Origin of the sequence: Pseudoxanthobacter sp., from assembly GCF_036822375.1 — a bacterium.
Classification (GTDB): Bacteria; Pseudomonadota; Alphaproteobacteria; order Rhizobiales; family Segnochrobactraceae; genus Pseudoxanthobacter.
Genome location: NZ_DAISHT010000031.1, coordinates 1 through 25,853, shown reverse-complemented (window position 1 = coordinate 25,853; position 25,853 = coordinate 1). Strand labels below are relative to the sequence as shown.

Sequence of the window (25,853 nt, the reverse complement as noted above, 5' to 3'; positions counted from 1 at the left end):
GTGAACGAGATCGATCTGACGCAGGCGGGAATCGTGCTGGCCGCGGTTCTGGCGGGTCTGATCCTGCTGTCTTTCGTGCTCGGGCGCCCGCGGCGGCGGAAGGGACCGGTTCGGGTCGCCGCCGCCACGCGACCCGACCGCGACGTGCTGCGCGCCGAATTCGCCATCGCCCTGCGCCAGTCGGAAGACCGCGCCGAACGGCTGGCCGAAGACCTGCGCATCGCCCGCATTGCCCTTGCCCGGCTGGAGATCGCCGGCGGTGCGGCGGCCCCGGTCGGAACGGCCCCCCCGGTTGTGATGGCTCCCCCGGTTGTCTCCGCCCCGCCGGCCAGCCCTGAACCCGCTGCGGCCGCGACCGTGCCCTATGGCGCTGCCGCGCCCGCCCTCGCCACACCGCCCGCCCCCGCGCGCGCGACCGCCGACGACAGCGAGATGCTGCGCGAGCGGCTGACGGCGCTGGCCGCCGAGGTCGCCGCCGTCACCGCGGCCATCGAGGGCCGCGGCGGACCCATCGACAGCCTCATTGCGGGGTCCGACGGGGCGACCGACAGCCTCGCCGACCGCATCCGCCGGCTGCGCGAGCGTGTGCCGGCATCGCAGCCGGCAGACACCGTCCCGCATAACTGATCGCCGGGGTCCCGGGCCCGGCGCCATCGCCGCCGGCCGCTCGCCACCCCGCCATGCACCGGAGCCCGTTGCAGAGATGTTCGTCCGGCCCGTCCTCGTCTTTTTCGCCGGCCTGATGGGCGCGGCCGGTGTCGCGGCGGCGGCGGCCGGTGCCCACCTGCCGGATGTGCCCAACCTGCCGGTTGCCGCCCAGTTCCTGCTGTTTCACGCGGCCGCCGTCGTGGCGCTCGCCGCCCTTTCCGCCGCAGCCGGCGGCCGGCTTCTGGCCGAAATCGCCGCGATCGTGCTGATGGCCGGTGCGGGGCTGTTTTCCGGCAGCCTGATCGTCGACGACCTCAACGCCGCCCGCCCGCTCGCGGCGCTGGCGCCGGTGGGCGGCACCACGCTCATAGCCGGCTGGCTGCTGGTGTCGGTTGCCGGGCTGGCCCTGTTCCGCCGCTGAAAGCCGCCTGACGCCCGCCGCCGGGGAAGCCCATAAGACAAACGCCCGCCGGGGGAACCCGGCGGGCGTCTGTCATTCGTCCTGAGCGATCTCGCGGCCGGCGCGGGCCGGGCCGCACCGCTTGTCAGGGCTCGTTACCAATCAGCAGCCCCGGGGTTGCCGCCACCGTCGAACCGGTGTCGCGCACCGTCTCGCGCACGGACGTGCTGACCGATTCCGCCTGATCGCCGAGCGAACTGCGGGTGCGTCCGTCGACCACCGAAATCGGTGCGGAGATGAGGAGGCCGGCGGTCTTGCCAACCGTCGAGGCCGCCCCGGCCGTGACCAGACCGATGCGCTCGCCGAGGCTCGCATCCGACTGCGTGATGGAATCGCCGGCCGCCAGCCGCGTGCCGATGGCGCGCACGACCTCGGGGCTCGCCGCGAACTTGGCGTGGTTGAGGGAATCGCTGGTTTCCAGCCCCGTCAGGTCGATGACGGTGATGCCTTCCTTTTCCAGCTGCGAGCGATAGGGCTCGGCCGCGGGATTGATCGCGCCCAGCCGCGAGACATTGCCGGCAATCGTGCTGGAGATCGCCAGCGCCTTGTCGTTCTGCGAGACGAAGACGATGAAATCCGGCCGCGGGCCGGGAATGTCGGCCACCTGCTTGCGGAACACGTCGATGTCGATATCCGGCGAGGCCAGAATGACCGTGGCGATCTTCTTCGGCAGGCGGCCGTTGCGGATCGCCATCTGGCGCAGCGTCTCCATCATCAGCCAGGACCCCATGGAATGGGCCATCAGGTTGATTTCGCCGACGTTGCGGTCCTTGACCAGCATGTTGATGGACTGTTCCAGCGCATCGCGCGAGAAGGTGACGCTTTCGCGGTCGTAGTTGTAGGCCAGCAGCCGCCCGCGCGAAGGCCAGGTGAACAGCACCGGCGCCGCCGGCGCGCGCGAATCGTGGGCGATCTGGGCAAAGCGGAACAGCGCAGCATCGAAGCTGGTGTTGTAGCCGTGCACGAACAGCAGCACCTGCCGCGGCTTCTCCTGCGGCAGAATCGCGTTCAGCGTCTTCTCCGCACCGGCGCGGTCTTCCACCGTCGCACTGGTGACGACGAAGTCGCGCGCCGGATCACCCGGCGTGCGGCTCGGCCACTGCACCTCGCCCAGCTTGCGGCTGGCATCCGGCGGAATCGACACCGTGATGTCGGCATATTCCACCTGATCGCTGCGTTCGCCGGTGAAGAGCTGGCCGGGGCGGTCCGGCACGCCTTCGCGCGAGGTTGCCACCAGAATGCGCACCGGCGAGGCACCGGGCGCCGTTGCCGACACCGGCAGCAGAACGTTCTCCGGCCGGCCGCCACAGGCGGCCAGCACAAGGCACATCGTCGCCACCGCCAGGGTCGCCCGGCCTTTTTGCCCCGCCGGGCCCTGCCGCCCGCTGCTGCCTGCCGTCATTCGGTGTGTTCCCTGCCGTCTGTTCCGGGCATGCGCCGGCGGTGTTCGCCGGCGCGGATCGCGATGGTGGCCGCCCGCCCGTCAGCCCTCGCCGACAGCCGGTCCTTCAGTCAGACGCGGCAGTGCCGCTGTCGCACCGCCTGCCGGCAGGTCCGAGCGGGCGCCGGGATCGACCGAATGCAGCAGCGTGTTGCGCGCCACGGCCAGATGCCGGGCGAGGTTTTCCCGCGCGCGGACGAAATCATGGGCCCGCAGGGCCCGCAGGATGTCGAGATGTTCGGCAATCGCCACGGCGTTGCGTTCCTTCTCGCCCACCTTGCCCCACTGGAAATGATAATGGAAAATCAGCGTCGTCACGTCGAACATGTCGGCGAAGAAGCGATTGTGCTTGGCGCTGATGATGAGGCGGTGGAATTCCTGATCGAGCGTGGAGAAGGTGTGGAACCGCGCCTCGAAATCGGCCGCGAAATCCTCATGCCGCTCGATCATGAAATCGACATCGGCCCAGATCGGATCGTCGGACGCCAGTGCCGCAAACGCCTCGATGGCCGCCATCTCCAGAATATAGCGCATGTCGGCGAGTTCGTTCGCAAACGCCGCATCGAAGGCCATCAGCGTCCAGCTGCCGCGCGGCCGCTTGCGGATGACCCCGAAGCGCGACAGGCGGATGAGATATTCGCGCACCACTGCCGTGGAGGTGTTGGCGCGCCGCGCCAGCTCCGCCTCGGTAAAGCGCTCGCCCGGGGCCAGCTCCTGCTGCAGGACCATGTCCATGAACACGGTTTCGACGTGGTCGGCCGGTGAATGCACCTGCGTTTCGTCGAAGCGGTCGGCCGGGGACGGCACGCGCGCCAGAAGCCGCTCGTGACCCCGCTGCACCAGAATGCCGCACTGCACGAGATGCTGCAAAGCCGCCCGCACCGGCGAGCGGCTGACCCCGCAAAGCTGCGTCAGCATCGCTTCCGAGGGCGCCGGTTCACCGGGCTCCAGCGATTCAAGGGCTTCGAGAATTCGGTTCGCCGTACGGCGATAGAGGTGATCCGACTTGGCCACGCGGGGCTCCGAGTTCGCCCTTCCGGCCGGCAACCGCCCGGCCGGAAGGAACAGGCAGCGCCGTCCGGCGCAGGTACGTGTGTCGCGCGGGCCGGCCGCCCCCCGGGGCCGCCCCCGCGACATGGCCGTCAAACTGCCGGAAGTCCCAAGCAGAATCAAGGCACTTACCGTCACAGCCGCGCGAACGGCGCTCAGGCGGGGCAAGCATGCCACAAGGGCTCAGTCCGCCCCTTCCGGCAGGGTCTCGCGGTGTTCGCAGTCGGACCCCGGCGGCAGCACCTCCGGTGCCCCCCAGTCGTTGGCCGGCAGGTTCTGCCAGGGAGGCCCGAACACCTGTTTCACCATGCGGAAACGCACCGGTGCACGGCCCTTTGCGGGATCGAAGTCGACGATCCAGAAATAGTCGTAGTTGCCGCCCGGCCACGTCTGCGGCACGTCCGGCAGCGTATCGAGGCCGAGAAGCTGGCGCAGGGTCACCGCCTCGCCGGGGAACTGCGCCTCCAGTTTCGCATCGGCGATATGGTGGTGTTCCCACACCATCACCACGGTCTTGCCGTCCCAGCGTGCATCGTCCAGCACCGAACGCGCCGCGCGCTGCGTGCGCTCATTGAGCTTCGTGACAAAATGCGGGTCGTCGCGCTTCGGCTCCGGCATCACGCTTTCATCGTCGACGCCGAGCCCCCACTGCCCGGCGGCCGGCGAGGCCAGTTCCAGCGTATGCAGCGTGATCGCCAGAAAGGCGGAGGGCGGCTGGTGCGCAAACAGCGTCTGCCCGGCATTGCGCCCGAGATAGACGGAGGCCAGCGCCTTCGCCCGCTCGACGCCGACCGAGCACAGCTCGTAGCCGTTCTTTTTTTCGCCGTGCCGCAGAATGATGACGCGCTGCGGCGTGGCCGCGGCCACTGACGGCAGCAGCGCCGCTGCCAGACCGGCGGCCACAGCCAGCCCCCGCACCCCGCGGCCGGACACCGTTCGCCGGAACCGCTCCCACACAGGCCGCATCCGCCCGGAAAGCCCGCGCAGACCGCGGCTGCGCCAGGCCATGCACCCTATTTTCATGCTGTTCCCCCGGCCCCGGCACCGCCCCTGCCGGTCGTCCCGCCCGATTGCCCCTCAGGCGGCGTCCACCGGCCTCAGGCCGGCGGCAAAGCGGCGCCAGTTGCGCACATAACCATCGGCCGAGCGGCGCAGACCCTCGATCTGGGCCTCGTCCAGCGTGCGCACGACGCGGCCCGGCGCGCCGACGACCAGCGAATGATCCGGAATCTCCTGCCCCTCCCGGATCAGCGACCCCGCGCCGATCAGGCAGTTGCGACCGATGCGGGCGCGATTCAGCACCGTGGCCCCCATGCCGATCAGGCTGTTCTCGCCGATCAGGCAGCCGTGCAGCGTGGCGCGGTGGCCGATGGTGCAGCCGGCACCGATGGTGAGCGGACAGCCCATGTCGGTGTGCAGCACACTGCCATCCTGAATGTTGGTGCGCGGGCCGACATGGATCAGTTCGTTGTCGCCGCGCAGCACGGCACCGAACCAGACGCTGGCCTCGTCATCGAGGCGCACCTTGCCGATCAGCACCGCATCGGGCGCGACCCAGTAACGGCCCGCTTCCGGCAGCGCCGGGCGAATGCCATCGAGTTCGTAAAGTGCCATGCCCCCTCCCCTGTCGCTGTCGCTGCCGCCCCTCAGCCGGGCGGCAGGCCTTCCTCCCCGGGGCTGGCCGGGCCGGGCGCAACAACCCTGCGCCCGCCCGGCCGGCCAGCGGCCGCTCAGTCTTCCAGATCCATCTCCAGAATGGCCATCTGGAAGCTCCACGAAAGCTCGCCGTCCTCGTCGTCGCGATAGATGACGCCGATGAACTCTTCGTCGATGAACACCTCGGCAGAATCGTTCTTGCGGGGGCGGGCCTTCACCTTCAGGTTCTCAAGCTCGAACTTGCGCTGCAGATAGGCTTCGAGCTTCTTGATTTCGTTGCGATCCAAGATGCACCTCGTAGAGACGGTTCAGAACGGAAGCGGGGATAAAAATCCAGCGGCCGGCACTTGGCCGGCCGCGGAAAAATCTGCAAGAGCGCGCCGGCCGCCGGACTTGCCTCTCAGGAGGCACCGACCGGTGTCACGGCCTCGCTGGCGGCAATCATCTGGTCCATGGCCCGCGCCGGTTCGGCGCAGCCTGCCCGGCCGACCACACGGGCCGGCACGCCGGCGACCGTGGTATTGGCCGGCACCGGCGCCAGCACCACGGACCCGGCAGCGATGCGCGAGCAGCTGCCGATGGCGATGTTGCCGAGAATCTTGGCCCCGGCCCCGATCAGCACGCCGCGGCCGATCTTCGGATGCCGGTCGCCGGCCTCCTTGCCGGTGCCGCCAAGCGTGACGCCCTGCAGAATGGAAACGTCATCGCCGATGGCGGCCGTGGAGCCGACCACCAGCCCGGTGGCGTGGTCGAGGAAGATGCCGCGGCCGATCGGCACGGCGGGGTGAATGTCGGTCTGGAACACCTCCGACGACCGGCTCTGCAGGTAGAGCGCGAAATCGCGGCGGTCGCGGCGCCACAGCCAGTGGGCCAGCCGGTGGGTCTCGATGGCGTGGAAACCCTTGAAGAACATCACCGGCTCGATGAAGCGCTCGCACACCGGGTCGCGGTCGACCACCGCCGTCAGATCGACGCGGAAGATGTCGCCCAGCACCGGCTCGTCGGCCAGCGCCTCCAGATAGGTCAGGCGGATCAGTTCGGCCGGCACGTTGGTGTTGCCGAGGCGGTCGGCGATGCGGCGCACCACGACATCCTCAAGGCGCGGCTGGCCGAGCACCGTGGACATGACGAGGCTGGCAAGCGCCGGCTCGGCGGCCATCATCGCGCTGGCCTCGGCGCGCACCCGCGACCACACCGGATCGTGGCTCGGCAGGGCCGGATGGACGGCCGGCGCGGCAGCCAGACAATGCGTATCGGCGCGCTGCGGTGAGTGGACCATGGACCCGACACTCCCTTGTCTTTGCCGCCCGGGGCAGACGTGCCATCGTGGCACTGATTGGCGCTGCATATCACGGACCGACGGGCGAAGGGCAGGCCAAAAAACGACATTCTGCGTTCCGCGGCATTTTCGGAATCAATTTCTCCATTCCCGCCATCCGATCCGGCCGCGGCACGTTGTGGGGCCCGAAACCGCGGTTTACCCTTCCTGCCATCCCGACACCGCGCCGCGGGCCGCGGGCCGCGCGCCGGCCGGCCGTGCGCCACGCATCGCCGCGGACGGCGCCGTCTTCTCATCCCAGCCGCGCGGAACCGTTCCGCCGCTCTTCAGGGCTTCACCTGCCATGGCCACTCATCCCGATGTGATCTCCGCAATCGGCAACACGCCGCTGATCCGCCTGCGTCATGCCAGCGCGGCCACGGGCTGCGAGATCTGGGGCAAGGCGGAGTTCCTCAATCCCGGCCAGTCGGTGAAAGACCGCGCGGCGCTGTTCATCATCCGCGATGCCATTGCCCGCGGCGCCCTGAAGCCCGGCGGCGTGGTGGTGGAAGGCACGGCCGGCAACACCGGCATCGGCCTCGCCATGGTGGCGGGTGCGCTCGGCTTCCGCACCGTGATCGTCATCCCGGAAACGCAGTCGGCGGAGAAAAAGCTGGCGCTGCGGCTGCTGGGCGCCGAGCTGATCGAGGTGCCCGCGGTGCCTTATGCCAACCCCAACAACTATGTGAAGCTCTCCGGCCGCCTTGCCGAAGAGCTGGCGCGCAGCGAGCCGAACGGCGCGGTGTGGGCCAACCAGTTCGACAATATCGCCAACCGGCAGGCCCACATCGAAACCACCGGACCGGAAATCTGGACCGACCTCCGGGGTCGCATCGACGGCTTCGTGGCCTCCGCCGGTTCGGGCGGCACCGTGGCCGGCATCGGCATCGCGCTGAAGGAGCGCGACCCCAACATCACGGTCGCCCTCGCCGATCCGTTCGGCGCCGCGCTCTACAGCTACTACACCGCCGGTGTGCTGAAGGCCGAGGGCTCGTCCATCACCGAGGGCATCGGGCAGGGCCGCATCACCGCCAATCTGGACGGCGCGCCGATCGACACCGCCTTCCGCATCCCCGACGAGGAGGCCGTGTCGGTGGTGTTCGACCTCGCCGAACACGAGGGACTGTGCCTCGGCGGCTCGTCCGGCATCAACATCGCCGGTGCGATCCGGCTTGCAAGAGAGCTGGGTCCGGGGCACACCATCGTGACGGTGCTGTGCGACTATGGCACCCGTTACGCCTCAAAGCTCTTTAATCCCGCCTTCCTGCGCGAGAAGGGGCTGCCGGTGCCGGCTTTTCTCGAACGGAAGCCGGCCTTTGCGGTGCCCTTCGAACCGGCTGCCTGAGGGTCCGCCCGCACGCGCGGACCGAATCGCCGGTCCGCGCCGGCCCCGCCTGCCGGGGAAGGATGGGATGTCGTGTTGATGAACGGGGACATTCCTATGGCATCTGCCCTTTCCGACCGCCCGGCCGACAGTGAATTTCTGGTCGGCGCCGAGTGGCTGAAAGATCATCTGGATGCGCCGAAACTGCGCATCGTCGATGCCTCCTGGCACCTGCCCACCAGCGACCGCGATGCCCGGCAGGAGTTTTCCGCCGGCCACATCCCCGGCGCCGTCTTTTTCGATATCGATACCATCGCCGACAGCGAGCGCGGCCTGCCGCACATGCTGCCGGCCCCGGCGGCGTTTGCCGCCGCCGTCGGCAAGCTGGGCATCGCCCAGGGCGACAGCGTGGTCGTTTATGACACCGTGGGCCTGTTCTCCGCCGCCCGCGTGTGGTGGGCCTTCCGCGTCATGGGGCTGAAGGACGTGCGGGTGCTGGATGGCGGCCTGCCGGCGTGGCTCAATGCCAGCGGGCCGATGGAGCGCGGCCCCGCCCGGCCCGCCACCCGCACCTTCGTGCCCGAGTTCGATGCCGGTGCCGTGGCCGACGTGGCCGACGTGAAGGCCGCCATCGCCACCGGCGCAGCCACCATCGTCGATGCCCGCTCGGCCGAGCGCTTCAGCGGCGCGGTGCCCGAGCCGCGCCCGGGCCTCAAGGCCGGCCACATGCCCGGCGCCCGCAACCTGCCCTTCACGGCCCTGACCGTGCACGGCCGGCTGAAGCCGAAAGCGGAGCTTGCCGCCGCCTTCGAGGCCGCCGGCGTGGACATCACCCGACCGATCATCACCAGCTGCGGGTCCGGCGTCACCGCCTGCGTGCTGTGCCTCGCGCTGGCCATTCTGGGGGCACCCTCGGTGCGCCTTTATGACGGCTCGTGGACCGAATGGGGCGGCCGCCCGGATGCCGAGGTGGCGTGCGGCCCGGCCGCCTGACCCCCCCGATCGCGGCGAAAAGCCGGCACGGACGAAAAAAGGGGCGCTGCGGCATGGCCGGCAGCGCCCCGTTCTTTGTTCGCCGTAACCGGCACAAAACGTGCGGCAGCGGCTGAAAAACCGAAGGTCAGCGTGGGCCGTTCCGAGCCTGCCAGCCTCCGCTCAAAAACAATTCCGGCCGGGCGCCCCCGAGCCCTATCCCCTCAAAAATTGGCCGCCCCCGCCGCAAGCCACATCAGGCGCGCACGCCAGGCGCGCTTGCCGCGGGAAAGGCCATTCGGCACATAGCAAACCCTGTGCCAATTGCCGCAATCAGTGCAGGATCTGCGACAGGAACAGCCGCGTGCGCTCGTGCTGCGGGTTGGAGAAGAAGGCATCCGGCTCGTTCTGCTCCACGATCTGCCCGGCATCCATGAAGATCACGCGGTCGGCGACCTGACGGGCGAAGCCCATCTCGTGGGTCACGCACAGCATGGTCATGCCGTCCTGAGCCAGCCCGACCATGGTGTCGAGCACTTCCTTCACCATTTCCGGGTCGAGGGCCGAGGTCGGCTCGTCGAACAGCATCACTTTGGGCTTCATGCACAAGGCGCGGGCAATGGCCACGCGCTGCTGCTGGCCGCCGGAAAGCTGCCCGGGATATTTCTTCGCCTGATCGGGAATGCGCACGCGGGTGAGGAAGTGCATGGCCAGTTCCTCAGCCTCGCGCTTCGGCATCTTGCGCACCCAGATCGGGGCGAGCGTGCAGTTCTCCAGAATCGTCAGGTGCGGAAACAGATTGAAGTGCTGGAACACCATGCCGACCTCGCGGCGCACCTCGTCGATGCGCTTCAGGTCGTTGGTCAGCTGAATGCCGTCCACGGTGATGGTGCCGGCCTGATGCTCTTCCAGCCGGTTGATGCAGCGGATCATCGTCGACTTGCCCGAGCCTGACGGCCCGCAGATGACGATGCGCTCGCCGCGCTTCACGGTGAGATCGATTTCCTTCAGAACATGAAACTGGCCGTACCACTTGTTGACGCCCTTGAGTTCCACGGCGATTTCGGAGCCGGCCTTCGCCGGCGTGCCGGTCCTGCTGCCGGCGGACGTCGCTGCCATCTGGCTCATTGTCGAGACCCTTGTGGTTTGATCTTTGCCCGGAACCGGAAGGCCGGGCGGCCGCCGCTGCGCCGCCCGGCCGCCGGTCAGCGATGGCGGCCGACGTCGAGCCGCCGCTCCATGAAGTTCGAGTAACGCGACATGCCGAAGCAGAACACCCAGTAGACAAGCGCCGCGAACAGATAGCCCGTACTGCTGGTCACCGGAGAAGCCCAGTTGGCATCGGTGAAGTTGCGCTGGATGATGCCGAGCAGATCGAAGATGCCGATGATCATCACCAGCGAGGTATCCATGAACAGGCCGATGAAGGTGTTCACGATGCCGGGAATGACCAGCTTCAGCGCCTGCGGCAGAATGATGAGGCGCATCATCGCCCAGTAGCCGAGGCCGACGGCCATGCCGCCCTCATACTGCCCCTTCGGCACCGCCTGCAGGCCGCCGCGCACCACCTCTGCCATGTAGGCGGAGGAAAACAGCGCCACGCCGATCAGCGCGCGCAGCAGCTTGTCCACCGTCACCCCGTTCGGCATGAACAGCGGCAGCATCACCGAGGCCATGAACAGCACGGTGATGAGCGGCACGCCGCGCCAGAACTCGATGAAGCAGACCGAGCACAGCTTCACCAGCGGCAGGTCGGAGCGCCGCCCGAGGGCGAGCAGCACGCCGAACGGCAGCGACACCACGATGCCCACATAGGAGACGACCAGCGTCACCAGCAGGCCGCCCCACATTGCCGTTTCCACCACCGGCAGGCCGAACACGCCGCCGACGAGCAGGATGAAGGCGATCACCGGGAAGGCCACGAACACGAACAGCGCGTTCAGCCCCTTGCGCGGCACGCCGGGGATGGCGAGCGGAATGAGGCCGGCCGCCAGCAGGAAATAGACGAGATTGACGCGCCAGCGCTCGGCCTCCGGATAAACGCCGTAGATGAACTGCGCGATCTTCGCTTCCACGAACGGCCAGCAGGCCCCCGCTGCCGGCCCCAGACAGGCCGTGCGGTCGTTGCCCTCCCAGACGGCGTTGAAGACGGCGAATTCCAGAAAGGGCGGAACGGCCTTCCACAGCAGCCAGATCGCCAGCAGCGTCAGGATGGTGTTGCCGATGCCGGAGAACAGGTTCGTCCGCAGCCAGTGGATCGGCCCGACCGACGACGACGGCGGCGGCAGCACTTCGGCAGGTTTGGTGCGCACATAGGCGATGCTCATTGCCGGCCCTCCCCTCAGCGCTCGACCAGCGCGATGCGCGCATTGAACCAGTTCATGAAAGCCGACGTCAGCAGGCTGATCGCCAGATAGACCAGCATGGTGATGGTGATCACCTCAACGGCCTGTCCGGTCTGGTTCAGCACCGTGCCGGCAAACACCGACACCAGATCCGGATAACCGATGGCCACCGCCAGCGTGGAGTTCTTGACGAGGTTCAGGTACTGGCTGGTCAGCGGCGGCACGATCACGCGCATCGCCTGCGGAATGACCACCAGACGCAGCGTCTGCCCGGAATGCAGCCCCAGTGCGCCGGCGGCCTCGCTCTGGCCCTTGCTGACCGCCATGATGCCGGCGCGCACGATCTCGGCCACGAAGGCAGAGGTGAACAGCACGAGACCCAGCACCAGCGCCACGAGCTCCGGAATGAGCGTGATGCCGCCGGTGAAGTTGAAGCCCTGCAGCTTCGGAATGTCGAAGGTGACCGGGAAACCGGTTGCCGCCAGCGCCAGCAGCGGCAGGCCGATCAGCAGCGCCAGCGACACCCACAGCACGGGGAACTGCCGGCCGGTGGCATCCTGCCGCCGGTGCGCCCAGGTGCGCAGCGCCACGATGGCCACGATCGCCACGATGACGGCGGCATCGAACAGGCCGCTGCCCTCGCCGAACACCGGGCGCGGAATGAACAGGCCGCGGATGTTGAGGAAGAAGCCGGCGCCGAAATCGAGGCTCTGGCGCGGCGGCGGCAGGCTTTTCAGAACCGCAAAATACCAGAACAGCAGCTGCAGCAGCAGCGGAATGTTGCGCAGGATGTTGACATAGCCGGCCGCGATCTTCTGCAGCAGCCAGTTGGGCGAAAGCCGCGCGATGCCGACCAGAAAGCCGAGAATGGTGGTGAAGACGATGCCGATGGCCCCCACCAGCAGCGTGTTGAGCAGGCCCACGATGAAGGCGCGGCCATAGGTGGAGGCCGGCGTATAGTCGATCAGCGTCTGAGAGATCGCAAACCCGGCCGTCCTGTCCCAGAAACCGAAGCCGGAGGCGATGTTCTGCGCCCGCAGGTTCGCCACCGCGTTGGAGATGGCGATATAGCCGACCAGCACCACCAGCGCGACCAGAACGGCCTGAAAGAAGATGCCCCGCACTCTCGGATCGTTGTAGAGGGGAACCGCGTCCCCTTGCGGCCGGCCGGCCGGTGCCGCCGCCCCCTTGTCGTTCGCCATGCCGAAGCGCCCCGCTGCTGTCGCCGATGCCCAAAAAGAAAAGCGGCGGGGACAACCCCTTGCCCCCGCCGCATCAAGCCTCGTCCGATCAACGGATCGGCATACCGTACATCAGGCCCTTTTCGGTCCACAGCGCATTGAGACCGCGGGCGATCCCCAGACGCGAGCCGGCGCCGACGTTGCGGTCGAACACCTCGCCATAATTGCCGACCTGCTTGACGATGTTGTAGGCCCAGTCGTTGGCCACGCCGAGGCCCTCGCCGAAGGCACCGTCGGTGCCGAGCAGGCGCTTGATGTCCGGGTTCTGGGTGCTGGTCTTGATCTCATCGACGTTCTTGGAGGTCACGCCGGCTTCCTCGGCGTTGATCATCGCATAGAGCGTCCACTTCACCAGCGTGAACCACTTGTCGTCGCCCTGGCGCACGACCGGGCCGAGCGGCTCCTTGGAGATCACTTCCGGCAGAACGACATGCTCGTCCGGGTTGGCGAACTTCAGGCGCTCGGCATAGAGGCCCGACTGGTCGGTGGTGAAGGCGTCGCAGCGGCCGCTGTCATAGGCGCGCACCGCCTCGTCGGCGCTCTCGAACACCACCGGGTTGAACTGCATGTTGTGGGTGCGGAAATAGTCGGCGAGGTTCAGCTCGGTGGTGGTGCCGGTCTGCACGCAGATCGAGGCACCCGACAGCTCCAGCACCGACGAGATGCCGAGCGACTTGCGCACGATGAAGCCCTGACCGTCGTAATAGGTCACGCCGGCAAACATCAGGCCCATCTGGCTGTCGCGCGAGAGCGTCCAGGTGGTGTTGCGCGACAGCACGTCGATGGTGCCGGTCTGCAGCGCGGTGAAGCGCTCCTTGGCGTTGAGCGGAACGAACTTCACCTTCGTGGCATCGCCGAACACGGCCGACGCCACGGCGCGGCAGAAGTCGACGTCGAGGCCGGTCCACTCGCCCTTGTCGTTGGGGGCGCCGAAGCCGATGAGGCCGGTGTTGGCGCCGCAATTCAGATAACCGCGGGCCTTGACGTCCTCAAGGGTGCCGGCGCTGGCACCGCTGACGGCCGCCGCAAACGACGAGGCCGCCAGCGAAGCGCCGAGCATCACAGAAAGGAGTTTCTTTTTCATGGTTGGACTCAGGTCCCAGTTGTCGATCACACAGACGGACCGCAGCCGCCCGCAAACGCGGACAAGGCATCGGCCGAGACGTGAAGGCACGGCGCGCGCGGCAGACACCGCTGTCGCAAGGCATCAGGGACGAAAGGCCGGGGCGTCGCTCGCTGCCCCGCGGATCGGCACGCCGCCGTTCCCCCGCGCCTCCGTGGCCGGCTGAACCGCCAGGACCGGATCGCGCGACAAAACAGCCAGCCCCCCGACCAGCCCGTCCGAACGCCCGCACGCGGGCACCCTCCTGATGGCAGTTCAGGCCATTTGCCCTATTGTGGTCAAGCCTCGTTCGTAGGCACGCGGCCCACATTCCACACAACGGCCCTTCGCAGCCCCGGTCCGCACCGGATCGACGGGCACGCCGCGATAGGCTACTGCCAACCGGAAAGGCCGGCGGCCGGCGCCGCCGGCCACCCGACCGCCCATCCCAGGATCAGCCGCCATGTCCGACACGAACCGGCCCGACACGAACCGGCCCGAACGCCCCGGCCACACGCTGCCGAACGACCTCAAGCCCGAGACGCGGCTGGTGCACGGCGGCTACGACGGCCACCGCTTCCACGGCTTCGTCAATCCGCCGGTGGTTCATGCGTCCACGGTGCTGTTCGCCAGCGCGCAGGCCCACCTCACCGACAGCCAGCGCTATGTCTACGGCCGCCATGCCACCCCCACCAACGAGGCGCTGAGCGATGCGATCAGCGAACTGGAAGGGGCGGCCGGAACCCGGCTGATGCCCTCGGGCGTCAGCGCCATCACCGCGGCCCTGCTCAGCGTGCTGCGTCCCGGCGACCATCTGCTGATGGTCGACAACGTTTATGGCCCGACCCGCAAATTCTGCGACAGTTTCCTGACGCGGATGGGCATCGCGACGACCTATTATGATCCGGCGCTGGGCGCCGGCCTCGAAGCGCTGATGCGGCCGCAGACCCGCGCGGTCTTTCTGGAGGCGCCCGGCAGCGGCACCTTCGAGATGCAGGACGTGCCGGCGATCGTCGCCGTCGCCGCCCGCGCCGGCGCCTACACGCTGATGGACAACACCTGGGCGACGCCGCTGTTCTTCCGCCCGCTGGAACACGGCGTGGATTTCTCCATTCAGGCCGCGACCAAGTACATTTCCGGCCATTCCGACGTGATGATCGGCACCGTGGCCGCCTCGCCGCGCGCGTGGGGACCGCTGCAGGAAACCTGCCGCGAGCTGGGGCTGACGGTGGGGCCGGACGATGTCTATCTCGCCTACCGCGGCCTCAAGACCATGGCCGTGCGGCTGAAGCAGCATCAGGCCAGCGGCCTGAAGGTGGCCCGCTGGCTGGAGAGCCGGCCGGAGGTGACGCGCGTGCGCCATCCGGGCCTTGAAAGCGACCCCGGCCACGCCCTGTGGAAGCGCGATTTCTCCGGCGCCTGCGGCCTGTTCGCCTTCGAGACGGGGCCGATCAGCGACCGGCAGACCGCGGCTTTTCTGGATGCGCTGACGCTGTTCGGCATGGGCTATTCGTGGGGCGGCTACGAGAGCCTCGCCATCCGCGTCAACCCCGCGCCGATCCGCACCGCGGTGCGCTGGCAGGCCCCCGGCACGCTGTTCCGCCTGCACATCGGCCTTGAGGACCCGGACGACCTGATGGCCGATCTGGCCCGCGGCCTCGCCGCCATGACGGCCGCCGCCTGAGACAACAGACCGCACCTTTCCGGAGCCCGGCCGCAGCCGCCACGGCCCCGGAAACTCCCCCGGCGGCGCACATTGCTCAGATTTTAATCAGCATTCCGTCAAAGCCCGCCACCACGCCCGGCATCAGCCGCTGCGCGGCGGCCTGAATTTCGTCAAGCGCCTCGTCGGTGCGGTAGATGTCGTGGTGGATCATCACCGGCAGCCGCACCCCGGCGCGGGTGGCAAGGCTGATGCCCTCCTCCCACGTGGAGTGCCCCCAGCCCCGGTAATGGCCGTAATCGGCGTCGGTATAGGCGGCGTCGTAGAGCATCACGTCCGCGCCGCGCACGAAATCGGTCACCGCGGCGTCGATCTCCGGCACCCCGTGCTCATGGTCGGTGATGACGCACACCACCGCCCCGTCGTGGGAAAAGCGATAGCCCGTAGACCCGCCCGGATGGTTGAGCGCGATGGTATCCACCGCCAGTCCGCACGGCAGCACGATGGTCTCGCCGGCATGGAACTGGCGGAAGCGGCAGCCGGTCAGCGCCGTGGGCTTGACCGGGAAAAGCGGCGGCGACATCAGCCGCTCGATCGCCTCGCGGTGGGCATTGGCATCCTTCAGGTGCCCGGCCCACAGCCGCACATGACTGCCGCCATGGTAGGCCGGCTTGAAGAACGGCAGGCCGCAGACATGGTCGAGATGGGAGTGCGTGAACAGGATGTCGAAATCGAGCGGCCCTTCGGCCATCAGCGCCCGCCCCAGCGCCCGCCCGCCGGAGCCGCAGTCGACCACCACGCGGTTGCCGCCGACGATCAGCTCGAAACAGATGGTGTCGCCGCCATAGCGCACCGTGGCCGGCCCCGGTGTCGGCAGCGATCCGCGCACGCCCCACAGCCGCAGCGAAATACGCTCGCCGTGGCGCGGATGCCTGCGCCCCGCCGCCGGGGTCGTCGCCGCTGTCAGTCTGCGATTCACCGCTGCGCCTGCCCGCCTGCCTGCGCCAGATCGCGCGTCGTGCGCTCCAGACGATGGGCCAGAACGCGCATCACCTCAAGACTCATTTCCGGGAAACGGGTGAGCATCTTGAGAAAATTGTCCTTCGAGATCGCCAGTGCGGTGACCTCTCCGGCGGCGATGACCGAGGCCGTGCGCGGCACGTCGATGAGGATGGAAATCTCGCCGACGATGTCGTTTGAGTGCAGGTGCGCCAGACGGCGCGCCCCCCCGGCGCTTTCCAGCACCACGTCGGCGGCGCCCGACAGCAGAATATAGGCGGTGTTGCCGCGCTCCCCCTGCCGGCAGAGATATTCGCCGTCCTGAAAGCTGATGCGCTCCGATATGAAGGCGAGAAGGCGCAGCCTTGAAGGATCGACGCCGCGAAACAGCGGTACGCGCCGCAGGGCCTCGACTTCGACTTGCAGACTCACGCGTCGGCCTCCCTGCTGCGGGCGGGCTCCGCCAGCGACCGGACCGCGGTATCCTCATCCGCCGCCATCGCGGCCGGCCCGGCGGTGACGGCCGCCTCCTCGCCGATAAGCGTAGCGTAAGAGCCGCTGTCGACCAAGCGGCCCTCGCTCATGCGCACATAAAGATCCAGCCCCGGCGGCACGGAACCGGGCTCCACGCCCAGAATCAGCGTGCGTCCGGAACAGCGCCGGCGCACGAACTCGATGGCCTGCGGGTCGTCGGCCACCGAATCGAGCACCACCAGCGGCACGGCCTTGATGAGCGCCCGGGCGATTCCCAGCCGGCGGCGCTGGCTGGCGGTGAGCCGCGAGCCGGCAACGCCGACCTCGAATTCCAGCCCCGCCCGCATGACCGGCCCGCGCAGGCCGATATCGGCCACGGTATCGCGCACGAAGGTCGCCACCTTCTCGCGGGCACCCTGACGGTCGAGGCGCACCTTGCCGAACAGCAGATTATCCTCAATCGACAGCGAGGCGATGTAGACCGCCGGATCGAACGGCACATAGCGGCCGCCGGTGTGCGGCAGCACCTCCTCGCGGAACAGCTCGCGGGCGGCCACGATGCGCGTCACCAGCCCCGACGGCAGGTCGGCAATGCGGTGCCGCGCCGGCACCACGCGGAAGGCAAGGCCGATGAGATCGTTGCGGTCGAGGGCGGTCAGCGCGCGCAGGTCCTCGCCCTTCACCTTCTTCAGCCGCGCCTCGAAGGCCGGCAGCTCGTCGGCCGACAGGATCGAATAGGCCCCGACGAAGGCATCGTCGTCGCGCATGGTGGAGAACAGTTCCACCATGGTGGCGGCAACCGAAAGGCCGTAGCGCGTCAGGTCTTCGGCCAGATCGGCCCGCTCCAGAAAGGCCGCCACATCCGGGTCGTGGGGGATGGCGCCGACCGGCGTCGCGGGATCGTCCGGCAGCGCGAACAGCACGTTCTCCGCCAGCGTCGCGCTGTCGTTGAAGCGCACCGGCGACCACAGTTCGACGAGATCGCGCAGCACCCGGTCGCCGTCGATGCGGTCGCGGATGACCTGCCGCGCCGACAGGATGCTCTCCACGAACGCCCCGGCATGGGCGGTCGCGATGCGCGCCTGCAGGCCGACGCGGTAGAGATCCTCGCGCAGCCCCAGATTTTCCAGAAGCGTGATCATCTCCGCTTCCAGCGCCTCGCTGTCGGCCAGCCCGGCGCGGTCGTAGTCGTCCCACGGCGCATTGAACTCGTCGAGCGTGGAAGCGGTCGCCTTCGCCTCGGCCAGACGGCGGGCCACCTCGTCGGCCGGCAGTTCCGCCGGGCCGAGCGGCCGGTGGCGCAGACCGTAGGAGACGTTGGCGTGAATGGAGGTGTTGAAGATGTAGGGGCTCGCCGGGGAATAGGCGATGGAACGGCCGAGCACCGCCTCGGGCACCTGCGACAGGTCGCGGCCGCCGATCTCCACCCGCCCGGCCGCCGGCATCATCAGGCCGACCACCATCTGCAGCAGTTCCAGCCGGCCGGAGGCATCGTCGCCGATCACCGCCACATGGGCGCCCTCCGGCACCCTCAGCGACACGTCGCGCACCTCCGGGTTGGAGGGATTGGCGCCCCCGGTGGCATTGACGATCTCCACCGGGCCGGTCAGCACATCCCGGCTCTCGTCGGCATCGCGCTCCAGCCGCTGCTCGCTGTAGATCTCCGGCGGGTCGAAATTCTCCACGATCGTCTGGTATTTGACCGAGACGTTGGCCATGTCCTGATAATAGTTCAGAAGCTCAAGCCACGGCGCCGCAAGGTCTTTGTAGGCCGCCAGCACGGCAACCAGCGCGCCGAACGACATCTCGCCGTTGATGACGAGAATGCCGCCGATCAGATAGAAAAAGAACGGCGGCAGCTGATTGAGAAAGTTATTGACGAACTTGATGAGATATTTCCGCTTGTAAATTTCAAAGCGGATAACGAAATTCTCATAAAGCCGGTCAGAAATATTAGCGATATGCCATGCGCTTGTGGCGTTGGCATGCATATCGACCGTGCCGGCCACGCTCTCGCCGATGCGGTCGGACAGCCGGCGGATGTTCTTGATGCGCTCGCGCGACAGGCGGATGACCTTGCGCTGCATACGCGGGATGACGAAGCCCTGCACCGGATAGAGCGCGACGGAGGCCAGCCCCAGCAGCGGATCCTGCATGAAGATGAAGATGATGTAGACCAGCAGCGTGCCGCCCTGAAAAGCCGGCACGGCAATGGAATCGCCGATGAAGCCGCCGAGGTCCTCCACCTCCGCCGTCAGCATCGGGATGAGTTCGCCGCTGGAAACCTTGCGGAAATGCGTCGGCCTGAAGCGCACGATCTGGAAGAACAGCTGCGCGCGCAGCCGCCGCAGCATGCGCTCGCCGACCAGTCCCTTGTAGATGTTGAGCACCAGCTTGACGCCGTTGTTCAGCACCACGAGGCCGAGGAAGCCGCAGCACAGCAGCACCAGATAGTGAATCTGGCCCAGCTCGTAACCCCACACCTCGCGCGGGAACTTGCTGCTCTGCAACGCATCGTTGACGATGAGCTTGGGCAGTTCCAGCGAGGCGTAGACCAGCGGGAAGGACAACACCGTTATCAGAACGATGAAAATCTGCTGCCGCTTGCTGTAACGCCAAATGAAGCCAAACAGCGTCTTCTTCATGCCTGCGCCCTGTATGGCAGGGCGCGATCGCCCGGCGTTTCCCGCCCGGCAGACTAAAGCGCTTTGCAGACGGAGGGAATGGGCCGCCCGCGGCGGGCGGGGCGGTGCGCTGATCTGGCAACAGCCGGGCACCCATTTTCGCGCCGGATGGCGGGCGGGGGCTCCGCACCTTTACCATTAGGGAAAGGGCGGATAGGGTACTGCCACAGCCGCAAGGGGGCGCGGACGGGGGGCGATGCAGCCGCAGGGCAGCCGGTCCGCGGGTGCCTGCCGGAGCGGCCGGGCCGGTTCGCCGGTTTATTTTTTTTATGGCGCTCCGCCCGCACGACCGCCCGCGGCGGCAGCGCCCGGCAACGGGACGGGCGGACCCACGCCCGGACGGACCGGCTCTGCCAGGGGCCGCTGCCCCGCCCGCCGCCAACCCAACCGCGGAGCGCAGCGAGCCGGATGCGAGCCTCGACGCCCAGAATTCTGATCTACAGCCACGATTCCTTCGGCCTCGGCCACCTGCGCCGCTGCCGGGCGATCGCTCATTCGCTGGTCGGCGAATTCTCCGAGCTTTCGGTGCTGATTCTGTCCGGCTCGCCGATCATCGGCAGCTTCGATTTTCGCACCCGGGTCGATTTCGTGCGCATCCCCGGCGTGATCAAGCTGCGCAACGGCGACTATACCTCCCTCAGCCTGCATCTCGACATCGAGGAGACGCTGGCGATCCGCTCTTCCATCATCGAGCACACCGCGAGCGTGTTCCGGCCCGACATCTTTCTGGTGGACAAGGAGCCGCTCGGCCTGCGCGGCGAGGTGCGCCACACGCTGGAGCAGCTTTCGCGCGCCGGCACGCGGCTGGTGCTGGGCCTGCGCGACGTGATGGACGATCCGGAGGCCCTCGCGCTGGAATGGGCCCGCAAGGGCGCGGCCAGCGTGGTCGACAGCCTCTATGACGATATCTGGGTCTATGGCCTGAAGAGCATCCACGATCCGCTGATCGGGGCCGGCGTTTCGGAGGCCTCGCGGCAGAAGGCGCTGTTCACCGGCTACCTGCGCCGCGATCTGCCGGCCGCGGCGCTGGCCGCGCCGTTCCGCTCGCCGTTCGGCAGCGAGCCTTACCTGCTGGTCAGCCCCGGCGGCGGCGGCGACGGCGCGGAACTGGTGGACTGGGTCATCCGCACCTACGAGGCCCATGTGCGGCCGCTGTTTCCCGCCATCATCGTGCTCGGCCCGTTCATGGAGCAGGAGCGGCAGGCGCAGTTCGTGGAACGGGCCGCGCGCGTGCGCGATCTGCACGTCATCAGCTTCACGCCGCAGATCGAGTCGATCATGGCGCAGGCAACCGCCATCGTCGGCATGGGCGGCTACAACGTGTTCTGCGAGATTCTGTCCTTCGACAAGCCCACCCTGCTGGTGCCGCGGGTGGTGCCGCGGCGCGAACAGGCGATCCGGGCCTCGCTGGCGGCCGAAGCCGGGCTGGTGCAGGTGCTGCCCATCGATCACTACCCCGATGTCGGGGCCATGGCCGATGCGCTGGCCGCCCTTCCGGTCCGCGCGCCGCCATCGCACGCCGGCGTGCCGCACCTTCTCGACGGACTGGATGTGATCGGCCGCGAGGTCGGCCGCCTCATCGCCCGCCCGCAGCAGGCCCGCCTCGCCGCCGCCGGCCGCTGAGGCCGCCCGCACCTCCCGCTTCCGTTCCGTCCCGAGAACCCCATGGGCCGCATCGCCATCGTCGTGAAAGGCTATCCCCGCCTTTCGGAAACCTTCGTCGCCCAGGAGATCCGCGGGCTGGAGCGCCGGGGCCTGAAGCTCCTGATCGTGTCGCTGCGCCGGCCGACCGACGGCGCCGTGCACCCGATCCACCGCGAGATCGAGGCCGACGTTCTCTACCTGCCGGAATATCTGCGCGATGATCCGCCGCGCGTGGCCGCCGGCCGGGCCTTTGCCGAAAGCCAGCCGGCCTATGCCGCCACGCAGGCCGCCTTCGCGCGCGACCTTGCGCGCGACCGCTCCGCCAGCCGCTGGCGGCGCTTCGGTCAGGCGGCCGTTCTGGCCCGCGAGCTGCCGGCGGACGTGGAACACCTGCACGTCCACTTCCTGCACACGCCGGCTTCCGTCACCCGCTATGCCGCCATGCTGCGCGGGCTGCCGTGGTCGTTTTCGGCCCACGCCAAGGATATCTGGACCTCGCCGGCGTGGGAGCTTGCCGACAAGATCGCCGATGCCCGCTGGGGCGCCACCTGCACCCGCGCGAACGCCGATTATCTGCGCTCGCTCACCGACGATCCGGGCCGCATCCACCTCATCTATCACGGCCTCGACTTCACCCGCCTGCCGGCGCCGCCCGAGCGGGCCGTGCGCAACAGCGGCCCCGTCACCATTCTCAGCGTCTGCCGCGCGGTGGAAAAAAAGGGGCTCGACGATGCCCTGCGCGCCCTTGCCCGGCTGCCGGCCGGGCTCGACTGGCGCTTCGAACACATCGGCGGCGGCAGCCTGACGGACCGGCTGAAGGCGCAGGCGGAACGGCTGGGCATTGCCGGCCGCATCGTATGGCACGGGGCGCGGCCGCAGGCCGACGTGATCGAAGCCTGCCGGCGGGCCGATATCTTCGTGCTGCCCTGCCGCATCACCCGCAACGGCGACCGCGACGGCCTGCCGAACGTGCTGATGGAGGCGCAGTCGCAGGGGCTCGCCTGCGTTTCCAGCGCGGTTTCGGCGGTGCCGGAGGTGATCGACGACGGCGAAACCGGCCTGCTGACGCCCGAGCGCCGGCCCGATCTGGTGGCCGCCGCACTGACGCGGCTCATCACCGACCCGGCCCTGCGGGCGCGGATCGGCACGGCGGCGGCGCAGTCGGTGCGGGCGCGCTTTTCCACAGAACCCGGCCTCGATCGCATGGCGGCGCTGATGCGCGGCAGCGCCGGGACGCTCTGAGGGCGGCCATGCGCATCGCCCTGCACACCCCCCTGAAGCCGCTCGACAGCCCCGTCGCCTCCGGCGACCTGACGATGGCGCGGCTGATCGCCCGCGCCCTTGCCGCGCTGGGGCACGAGGTCAGCCAGCCGACACGGCTCGTCAGCTGGCGCCCCGCGCCCGATGCGGCAACGGATGCCGCCCTTGAGGCCGAAGGCCGGCGCGAGGCGGAGCGCATCGCCGCCGCCGGCGGCCTCGATGCCTTCCTCACCTATCACACCTATCACAAGGCGCCGGATCTGGTCGGCCCGGCGGTGGCCGCGCGGCTGGCCGTTCCCTATGCCATCATCGAGCCGAGCCGGGCCGTCCGGCGGGCTGCCGGCCCGTGGGCGGCGCGCTTTGCCAGCGCCGACCGCGCCCTGCTGGCCGCCGACATGCTGGCCCCCGTCCATGCCGGCGACGAAGCCGGGCTTGCCCCGCTCGTGCCGCCGGAACGGCTGATGCGCTTTCGCCCCTTTCTCGATGCCGCCCCGTTCATGGCGCACCCGGTGCCGCAACGCGATGCCGGGCCGGTGCGGCTGCTGGCCGTGGGCATGATGCGGCCGGGCGACAAACTCGCCTCCTACCGCGTGCTGGCGGCGGCCCTCGCCCGCCTTTGCGCTGCGGCGGACTGGCAGCTCACCATTGCCGGCGACGGTCCGGAGCGCGGCAGCGTTGCCGCGCTGTTCGATCCCGCCCGCACCCGTTTCACCGGCGCCGTCGCCAGCGCGGACCTGCCGGCGCTCTGCGCCGCGGCCGATCTGCTGGTGTGGCCGGCCATCAACGAGGCTTACGGCATGGCACTGCTGGAGGCCGAGGCCGCCGGCCTGCCGGTCGTTGCCGGGCGCCGCGACGGCGTCGAAGCCATCGTTGCGGAAGGCGAGACCGCCCTGCTTGCGCCGGAAGGCGATGCGGACGGGTTCGCCGCCGCGCTCGGCGCGCTTCTCGCCGACCCGGCCCGCCGCCGCGCCATGGGCCGCGCTGCCCGGCGCCATGTGGCGGCACACCACGATTTCGGGGCCGGCCAGCGCCAGCTCGCCACCCTGCTCGCCCGCGCCGCGGCCAGCCGCCGGCGCCGGAACGCCGCAGACCCGGCGGCCCCATCCCCCGACGGCCACCAACCCCGGATAAGGCCATGAGCCCTGCCCTGAAGGCCCTGATCCACGTGCAGCACCTGCTCGGCACCGGCCATGCCGTGCGGGCGGTGGCCATCGGCCGGGCGCTGGCGCAGCAGGGCGTGCGCGTGGTGCTGGCGACCGGCAACACCCTGCCGCCGACACTGGACACCGGCGGGCTGGAGGTGGTGGCCCTGCCGGCCGCCCGCGCGGCCGACACCGGCTTCACCCGCCTCGTCACGGCCACCGGCGCGCCGGTCGATGCCGCCTGGCAGGCCGAGCGCCGGGCCCGGCTTCTGGGCCTCGCCGCCGCGCTGGCCCCCGACATTCTCGTGACGGAAACCTGGCCGTTCGGCCGCAAGCCGTTCGCCTTCGAGCTGAAGCCGCTGGTGGCTGCCGTGCGCGCGCAGACCCCGGCGGCGGTGGTCGCCGCCTCGGTGCGCGACATTCTGGTGCGCAAGGACGATCCGGCCAAGGAACAGGCGATGGCCCTGCTCGCCCGCGCCGATTTCGACTGCGTGCTGGTGCATGCCGACCCCGCCTTCGTGCGCCTTGAAGACAGCTTCGGCTTTGCTGCCGACATCGCCGATCTCATCGCCTATACCGGCTTCGTGCACACTCCCTCGCCGCTGGAGCCGCCGGGCCGCGACGGCTGCGACGAGGTGATCGTTTCCTGCGGTGGCGGGCCGGTGGGTCAGCGGCTGATCGCAGCGGCGCTGGCGGCCCGCCCGCTGTCGCGCCGGGCGGGCGATGCGCCGTGGCGCGTGCTCGTCGGCCATCAGCACGGCGCCGACCGGCTGGCGGCCCTGCAGGCGGCGGCACCGCCGGGCGTGACGGTGGAAACGGCGCGGCCGGATTTCGCCCGCCTGCTGGCGCGGGCGCGGCTGTCGGTCAGTCAGGCGGGCTACAACACCGTGCTCGACGTGCTGGCCGCCGGCACCCGGGCCGTTCTGGTGCCCTTTGCCGAGGGCCGCGAGACCGAACAGGCCCAGCGCGCCGACCTGCTCGCCGCGCGCGGCCGCGCGGTGGTGCTGGCCGAAGCCGGGGTCGATGCCGCCCGCCTCGCCGCCGCCGCCGATGCGGCGCTTGCAGCCCCGGCCGTCGCCACCCCTGTCAACACCGACGGGGCGGCCACAAGTGCCGCCCTGCTGATCGAACGGGCGCGGAGGAAGCGCGGATGACGACACCCACCCCTTGCGACCGGTCCACCCTGCGCGACGGCCTGCAACAGCTGCTCGACGCCGCCGGCGAAGAAGGCCGGACCGTCGATTTCTGGTGGCGCGACGATGACGCGACCGAGCCGACGCTGGCGCTCGAACGCCTGCTCGGCATCGCCCGCGCCTTTGCCGCGCCGCTGGCGCTGGCGGTCATTCCGGCCGGCGCCACGCGGGCGCTCGCCGAGCGTCTTGCTGAGAGCAACGATGTCCATGTGCTGCAACATGGCTGGAGCCACACCAACCACCAGCCCGCCGGCGCGCGCGCGGCCGAGGTGGGCGATGCCCGCCCGGCCGATGTCGTGCTTCAGGAACTCGACGGCGGCCGCATCCGCCTCGAAGCGCTGTTCGGGCCGCAGTTCCTGCCGGTGCTGACGCCGCCGTGGAACCGCATTGCGCCCGATGTCGCCGCCCGGCGCGGGGAAATCGGGCTGCACGGGCTCTCCACCTTCGCCTCGCGCGTGGCTGAGCCCGGCCGTGTCGACTGCCACCTCGACCCCATCGCCTGGCGGGCGGGCCGCGGCTACATCGGCGATGCCAAGGCGCTGGCGATTGCCGCCGAGGAAATCGACGCCCGGCGCGACACCCCGGTGCCGGTCGGCCTTCTGACCCACCACCTCGCCCACGACGACGGTGTGTGGGGCTTCATCGAAACCGCCGTGGCGGTCATCTCCGCCCACCCCGCGGCGCGCTGGGCGCCGCTGCCGGCACTGTTCTCCGCCCCGCCGGCCTGAGGCGTTCCGCGCCTGGCCGACGATCCCGGGGAGCGCAACGGGCCGCAAAAAACAAAGCCCCGGGGCCGCTGGCACCGGGGCTTCTTCACTGGTCGTGTCGCTGCAGCCGGCGGGGCAGCTGCTGCCCGGGCAGGCAGGGCGCGGGCGCCCTGTCCGCTTCCCTGTCTGCGGGTCTCGGGCAGCCGCCGGGCCGTGCGGCCGGCGACCGGGCCGGCCTCAGGCCGCTTCTTCGGCCACGCCGTTGACGGCGTCCTTCAGCGGCTTGCCAGCCTTGAACTTCGGAATGCGGGCGGCCGGAATCTCGATGGCGGCCCCGGTGCGCGGGTCACGGCCGGTCGAGGCGGCCCGCTCGCTCACGGCGAAGCTGCCGAAGCCGACAATGCGAACTTCGTCGCCCTTCACCAGAGCTTCGACGATGGCGTCGAACGCAGCATCGACGGCCTTCGTGGCGTCGGCCTTGGTCAGGCCCGCCTTCTCGGCCACCGCCGCGGTCAGCTCGTTCTTGCTGA

At 69.2% G+C, this 25,853-nt stretch carries 23 protein-coding genes and 1 pseudogene; 10 read left to right on the top strand and 14 right to left on the bottom strand.

Annotated features, from left to right (window positions below; genetic code table 11):
- Both V7067_RS05365 and V7067_RS05360 read left to right on the top strand, forming a co-directional pair.
- Window positions 1–627: pseudogene (locus V7067_RS05365) on the top strand (hypothetical protein); the annotation flags it as partial.
- 76 nt (window positions 628–703) lie between these two features.
- A complete protein-coding gene (locus tag V7067_RS05360) occupies window positions 704–1,069 on the top strand; it encodes a DUF423 domain-containing protein (protein ID WP_334174853.1) in 366 nt (121 codons plus the stop codon).
- A 124-nt stretch (window positions 1,070–1,193) separates the two neighbouring features.
- Here the strand turns inward: V7067_RS05360 and V7067_RS05355 are convergent, their stop codons facing one another.
- From V7067_RS05355 to cysE, 6 genes are all read right to left on the bottom strand, one after another.
- Window positions 1,194–2,510 carry an alpha/beta hydrolase gene (locus V7067_RS05355; protein ID WP_334174852.1) on the bottom strand — a complete coding sequence of 439 codons (1,317 nt, stop codon included), beginning with the start codon at window positions 2,508–2,510 and terminating at the stop codon, window positions 1,194–1,196.
- A gap of 81 nt (window positions 2,511–2,591) precedes the next feature.
- Window positions 2,592–3,563 (bottom strand): GntR family transcriptional regulator, encoded by a 972-nt coding sequence (locus V7067_RS05350; protein WP_334174851.1) that lies wholly within the window; start codon window positions 3,561–3,563, stop codon window positions 2,592–2,594.
- A 219-nt stretch (window positions 3,564–3,782) separates the two neighbouring features.
- Window positions 3,783–4,607, bottom strand: a complete 825-nt coding sequence (locus V7067_RS05345) for a histidine phosphatase family protein (RefSeq protein ID WP_334174850.1) — start codon at window positions 4,605–4,607, stop codon at window positions 3,783–3,785.
- 69 nt (window positions 4,608–4,676) lie between these two features.
- Window positions 4,677–5,213, bottom strand: a complete 537-nt coding sequence (locus V7067_RS05340) for a gamma carbonic anhydrase family protein (RefSeq protein WP_334174849.1) — start codon at window positions 5,211–5,213, stop codon at window positions 4,677–4,679.
- A 116-nt stretch (window positions 5,214–5,329) separates the two neighbouring features.
- Window positions 5,330–5,542 (bottom strand): DUF3126 family protein, encoded by a 213-nt coding sequence (locus V7067_RS05335; RefSeq protein ID WP_334174848.1) that lies wholly within the window; start codon window positions 5,540–5,542, stop codon window positions 5,330–5,332.
- Between the two features lie 113 nt (window positions 5,543–5,655).
- Window positions 5,656–6,534 carry a serine O-acetyltransferase gene (gene cysE, locus V7067_RS05330; protein WP_334174847.1) on the bottom strand — a complete coding sequence of 293 codons (879 nt, stop codon included), beginning with the start codon at window positions 6,532–6,534 and terminating at the stop codon, window positions 5,656–5,658.
- 343 nt (window positions 6,535–6,877) lie between these two features.
- Here cysE and V7067_RS05325 point away from each other — a divergent pair, with 343 nt between their 5' ends.
- Both V7067_RS05325 and sseA read left to right on the top strand, forming a co-directional pair.
- Complete coding sequence (locus tag V7067_RS05325) at window positions 6,878–7,918, top strand: cysteine synthase A (RefSeq protein ID WP_334174846.1); 1,041 nt, start codon at window positions 6,878–6,880, stop codon at window positions 7,916–7,918.
- Window positions 7,919–8,014: 96 nt separating this feature from the next.
- Entirely contained in the window at window positions 8,015–8,890 is an 876-nt protein-coding gene (gene sseA, locus V7067_RS05320) for a 3-mercaptopyruvate sulfurtransferase (protein WP_334174845.1), read from the top strand.
- A gap of 312 nt (window positions 8,891–9,202) precedes the next feature.
- Here sseA and V7067_RS05315 read toward each other — a convergent pair whose 3' ends face one another.
- The 4 genes from V7067_RS05315 to V7067_RS05300 form a co-directional block, all read right to left on the bottom strand.
- Window positions 9,203–9,988, bottom strand: a complete 786-nt coding sequence (locus V7067_RS05315; RefSeq protein ID WP_334174844.1) for an amino acid ABC transporter ATP-binding protein — start codon at window positions 9,986–9,988, stop codon at window positions 9,203–9,205.
- Window positions 9,989–10,074: 86 nt separating this feature from the next.
- Window positions 10,075–11,196, bottom strand: a complete 1,122-nt coding sequence (locus V7067_RS05310; protein WP_334174843.1) for an amino acid ABC transporter permease — start codon at window positions 11,194–11,196, stop codon at window positions 10,075–10,077.
- A gap of 14 nt (window positions 11,197–11,210) precedes the next feature.
- Window positions 11,211–12,416 carry an amino acid ABC transporter permease gene (locus V7067_RS05305; protein ID WP_334174842.1) on the bottom strand — a complete coding sequence of 402 codons (1,206 nt, stop codon included), beginning with the start codon at window positions 12,414–12,416 and terminating at the stop codon, window positions 11,211–11,213.
- Between the two features lie 88 nt (window positions 12,417–12,504).
- On the bottom strand, window positions 12,505–13,539 hold the full coding sequence (locus V7067_RS05300) for an amino acid ABC transporter substrate-binding protein (RefSeq protein ID WP_334174841.1): 1,035 nt from the start codon (window positions 13,537–13,539) through the stop codon (window positions 12,505–12,507).
- 481 nt (window positions 13,540–14,020) lie between these two features.
- Here V7067_RS05300 and metC point away from each other — a divergent pair, with 481 nt between their 5' ends.
- The gene (metC, locus tag V7067_RS05295; RefSeq protein WP_334174840.1) at window positions 14,021–15,241 is read left to right on the top strand and encodes a cystathionine beta-lyase; all 1,221 of its coding nucleotides are present in this window, start codon (window positions 14,021–14,023) and stop codon (window positions 15,239–15,241) included.
- A 76-nt stretch (window positions 15,242–15,317) separates the two neighbouring features.
- Here metC and V7067_RS05290 read toward each other — a convergent pair whose 3' ends face one another.
- The 3 genes from V7067_RS05290 to V7067_RS05280 are packed head-to-tail and all read right to left on the bottom strand — an operon-like array spanning window position 15,318 to window position 19,338.
- Window positions 15,318–16,199 carry an MBL fold metallo-hydrolase gene (locus tag V7067_RS05290; RefSeq protein WP_334174839.1) on the bottom strand — a complete coding sequence of 294 codons (882 nt, stop codon included), beginning with the start codon at window positions 16,197–16,199 and terminating at the stop codon, window positions 15,318–15,320.
- Window positions 16,196–16,651 carry a cyclic nucleotide-binding domain-containing protein gene (locus V7067_RS05285; RefSeq protein ID WP_334174838.1) on the bottom strand — a complete coding sequence of 152 codons (456 nt, stop codon included), beginning with the start codon at window positions 16,649–16,651 and terminating at the stop codon, window positions 16,196–16,198. Before V7067_RS05285 ends, V7067_RS05290 begins: the two co-directional genes overlap by 4 nt.
- Window positions 16,648–19,338, bottom strand: coding sequence for an ABC transporter transmembrane domain-containing protein (locus tag V7067_RS05280; RefSeq protein WP_334174837.1), 2,691 nt, complete (start codon window positions 19,336–19,338; stop codon window positions 16,648–16,650). The genes V7067_RS05285 and V7067_RS05280 overlap by 4 nt, the downstream gene beginning before the upstream one ends.
- A gap of 447 nt (window positions 19,339–19,785) precedes the next feature.
- Between V7067_RS05280 and V7067_RS05275 the strand changes: the two genes are divergently transcribed.
- From V7067_RS05275 to V7067_RS05255, 5 genes are read left to right on the top strand one after another with little or no spacing between them, the layout of a single operon-like run.
- Complete coding sequence (locus tag V7067_RS05275; protein WP_334174836.1) at window positions 19,786–21,000, top strand: glycosyltransferase; 1,215 nt, start codon at window positions 19,786–19,788, stop codon at window positions 20,998–21,000.
- Between the two features lie 42 nt (window positions 21,001–21,042).
- The gene (locus tag V7067_RS05270) at window positions 21,043–22,263 is read left to right on the top strand and encodes a glycosyltransferase family 4 protein (protein WP_334174835.1); all 1,221 of its coding nucleotides are present in this window, start codon (window positions 21,043–21,045) and stop codon (window positions 22,261–22,263) included.
- Window positions 22,264–22,271: 8 nt separating this feature from the next.
- Window positions 22,272–23,420: a glycosyltransferase family 4 protein gene (locus tag V7067_RS05265; RefSeq protein ID WP_334174834.1), complete on the top strand. Its 1,149-nt coding sequence runs from the start codon at window positions 22,272–22,274 to the stop codon at window positions 23,418–23,420.
- A complete protein-coding gene (locus V7067_RS05260) occupies window positions 23,417–24,577 on the top strand; it encodes a glycosyltransferase (protein ID WP_334174833.1) in 1,161 nt (386 codons plus the stop codon). The genes V7067_RS05265 and V7067_RS05260 overlap by 4 nt, the downstream gene beginning before the upstream one ends.
- Complete coding sequence (locus V7067_RS05255) at window positions 24,574–25,344, top strand: polysaccharide deacetylase family protein (RefSeq protein WP_334174832.1); 771 nt, start codon at window positions 24,574–24,576, stop codon at window positions 25,342–25,344. The genes V7067_RS05260 and V7067_RS05255 overlap by 4 nt, the downstream gene beginning before the upstream one ends.
- 216 nt (window positions 25,345–25,560) lie before the next feature.
- On the opposite strand, the gene V7067_RS05250 is transcribed toward V7067_RS05255, so the two are convergent.
- On the bottom strand, window positions 25,561–25,853 hold a 293-nt coding region (locus V7067_RS05250), incomplete at its 5' end, for an HU family DNA-binding protein (RefSeq protein WP_334174831.1).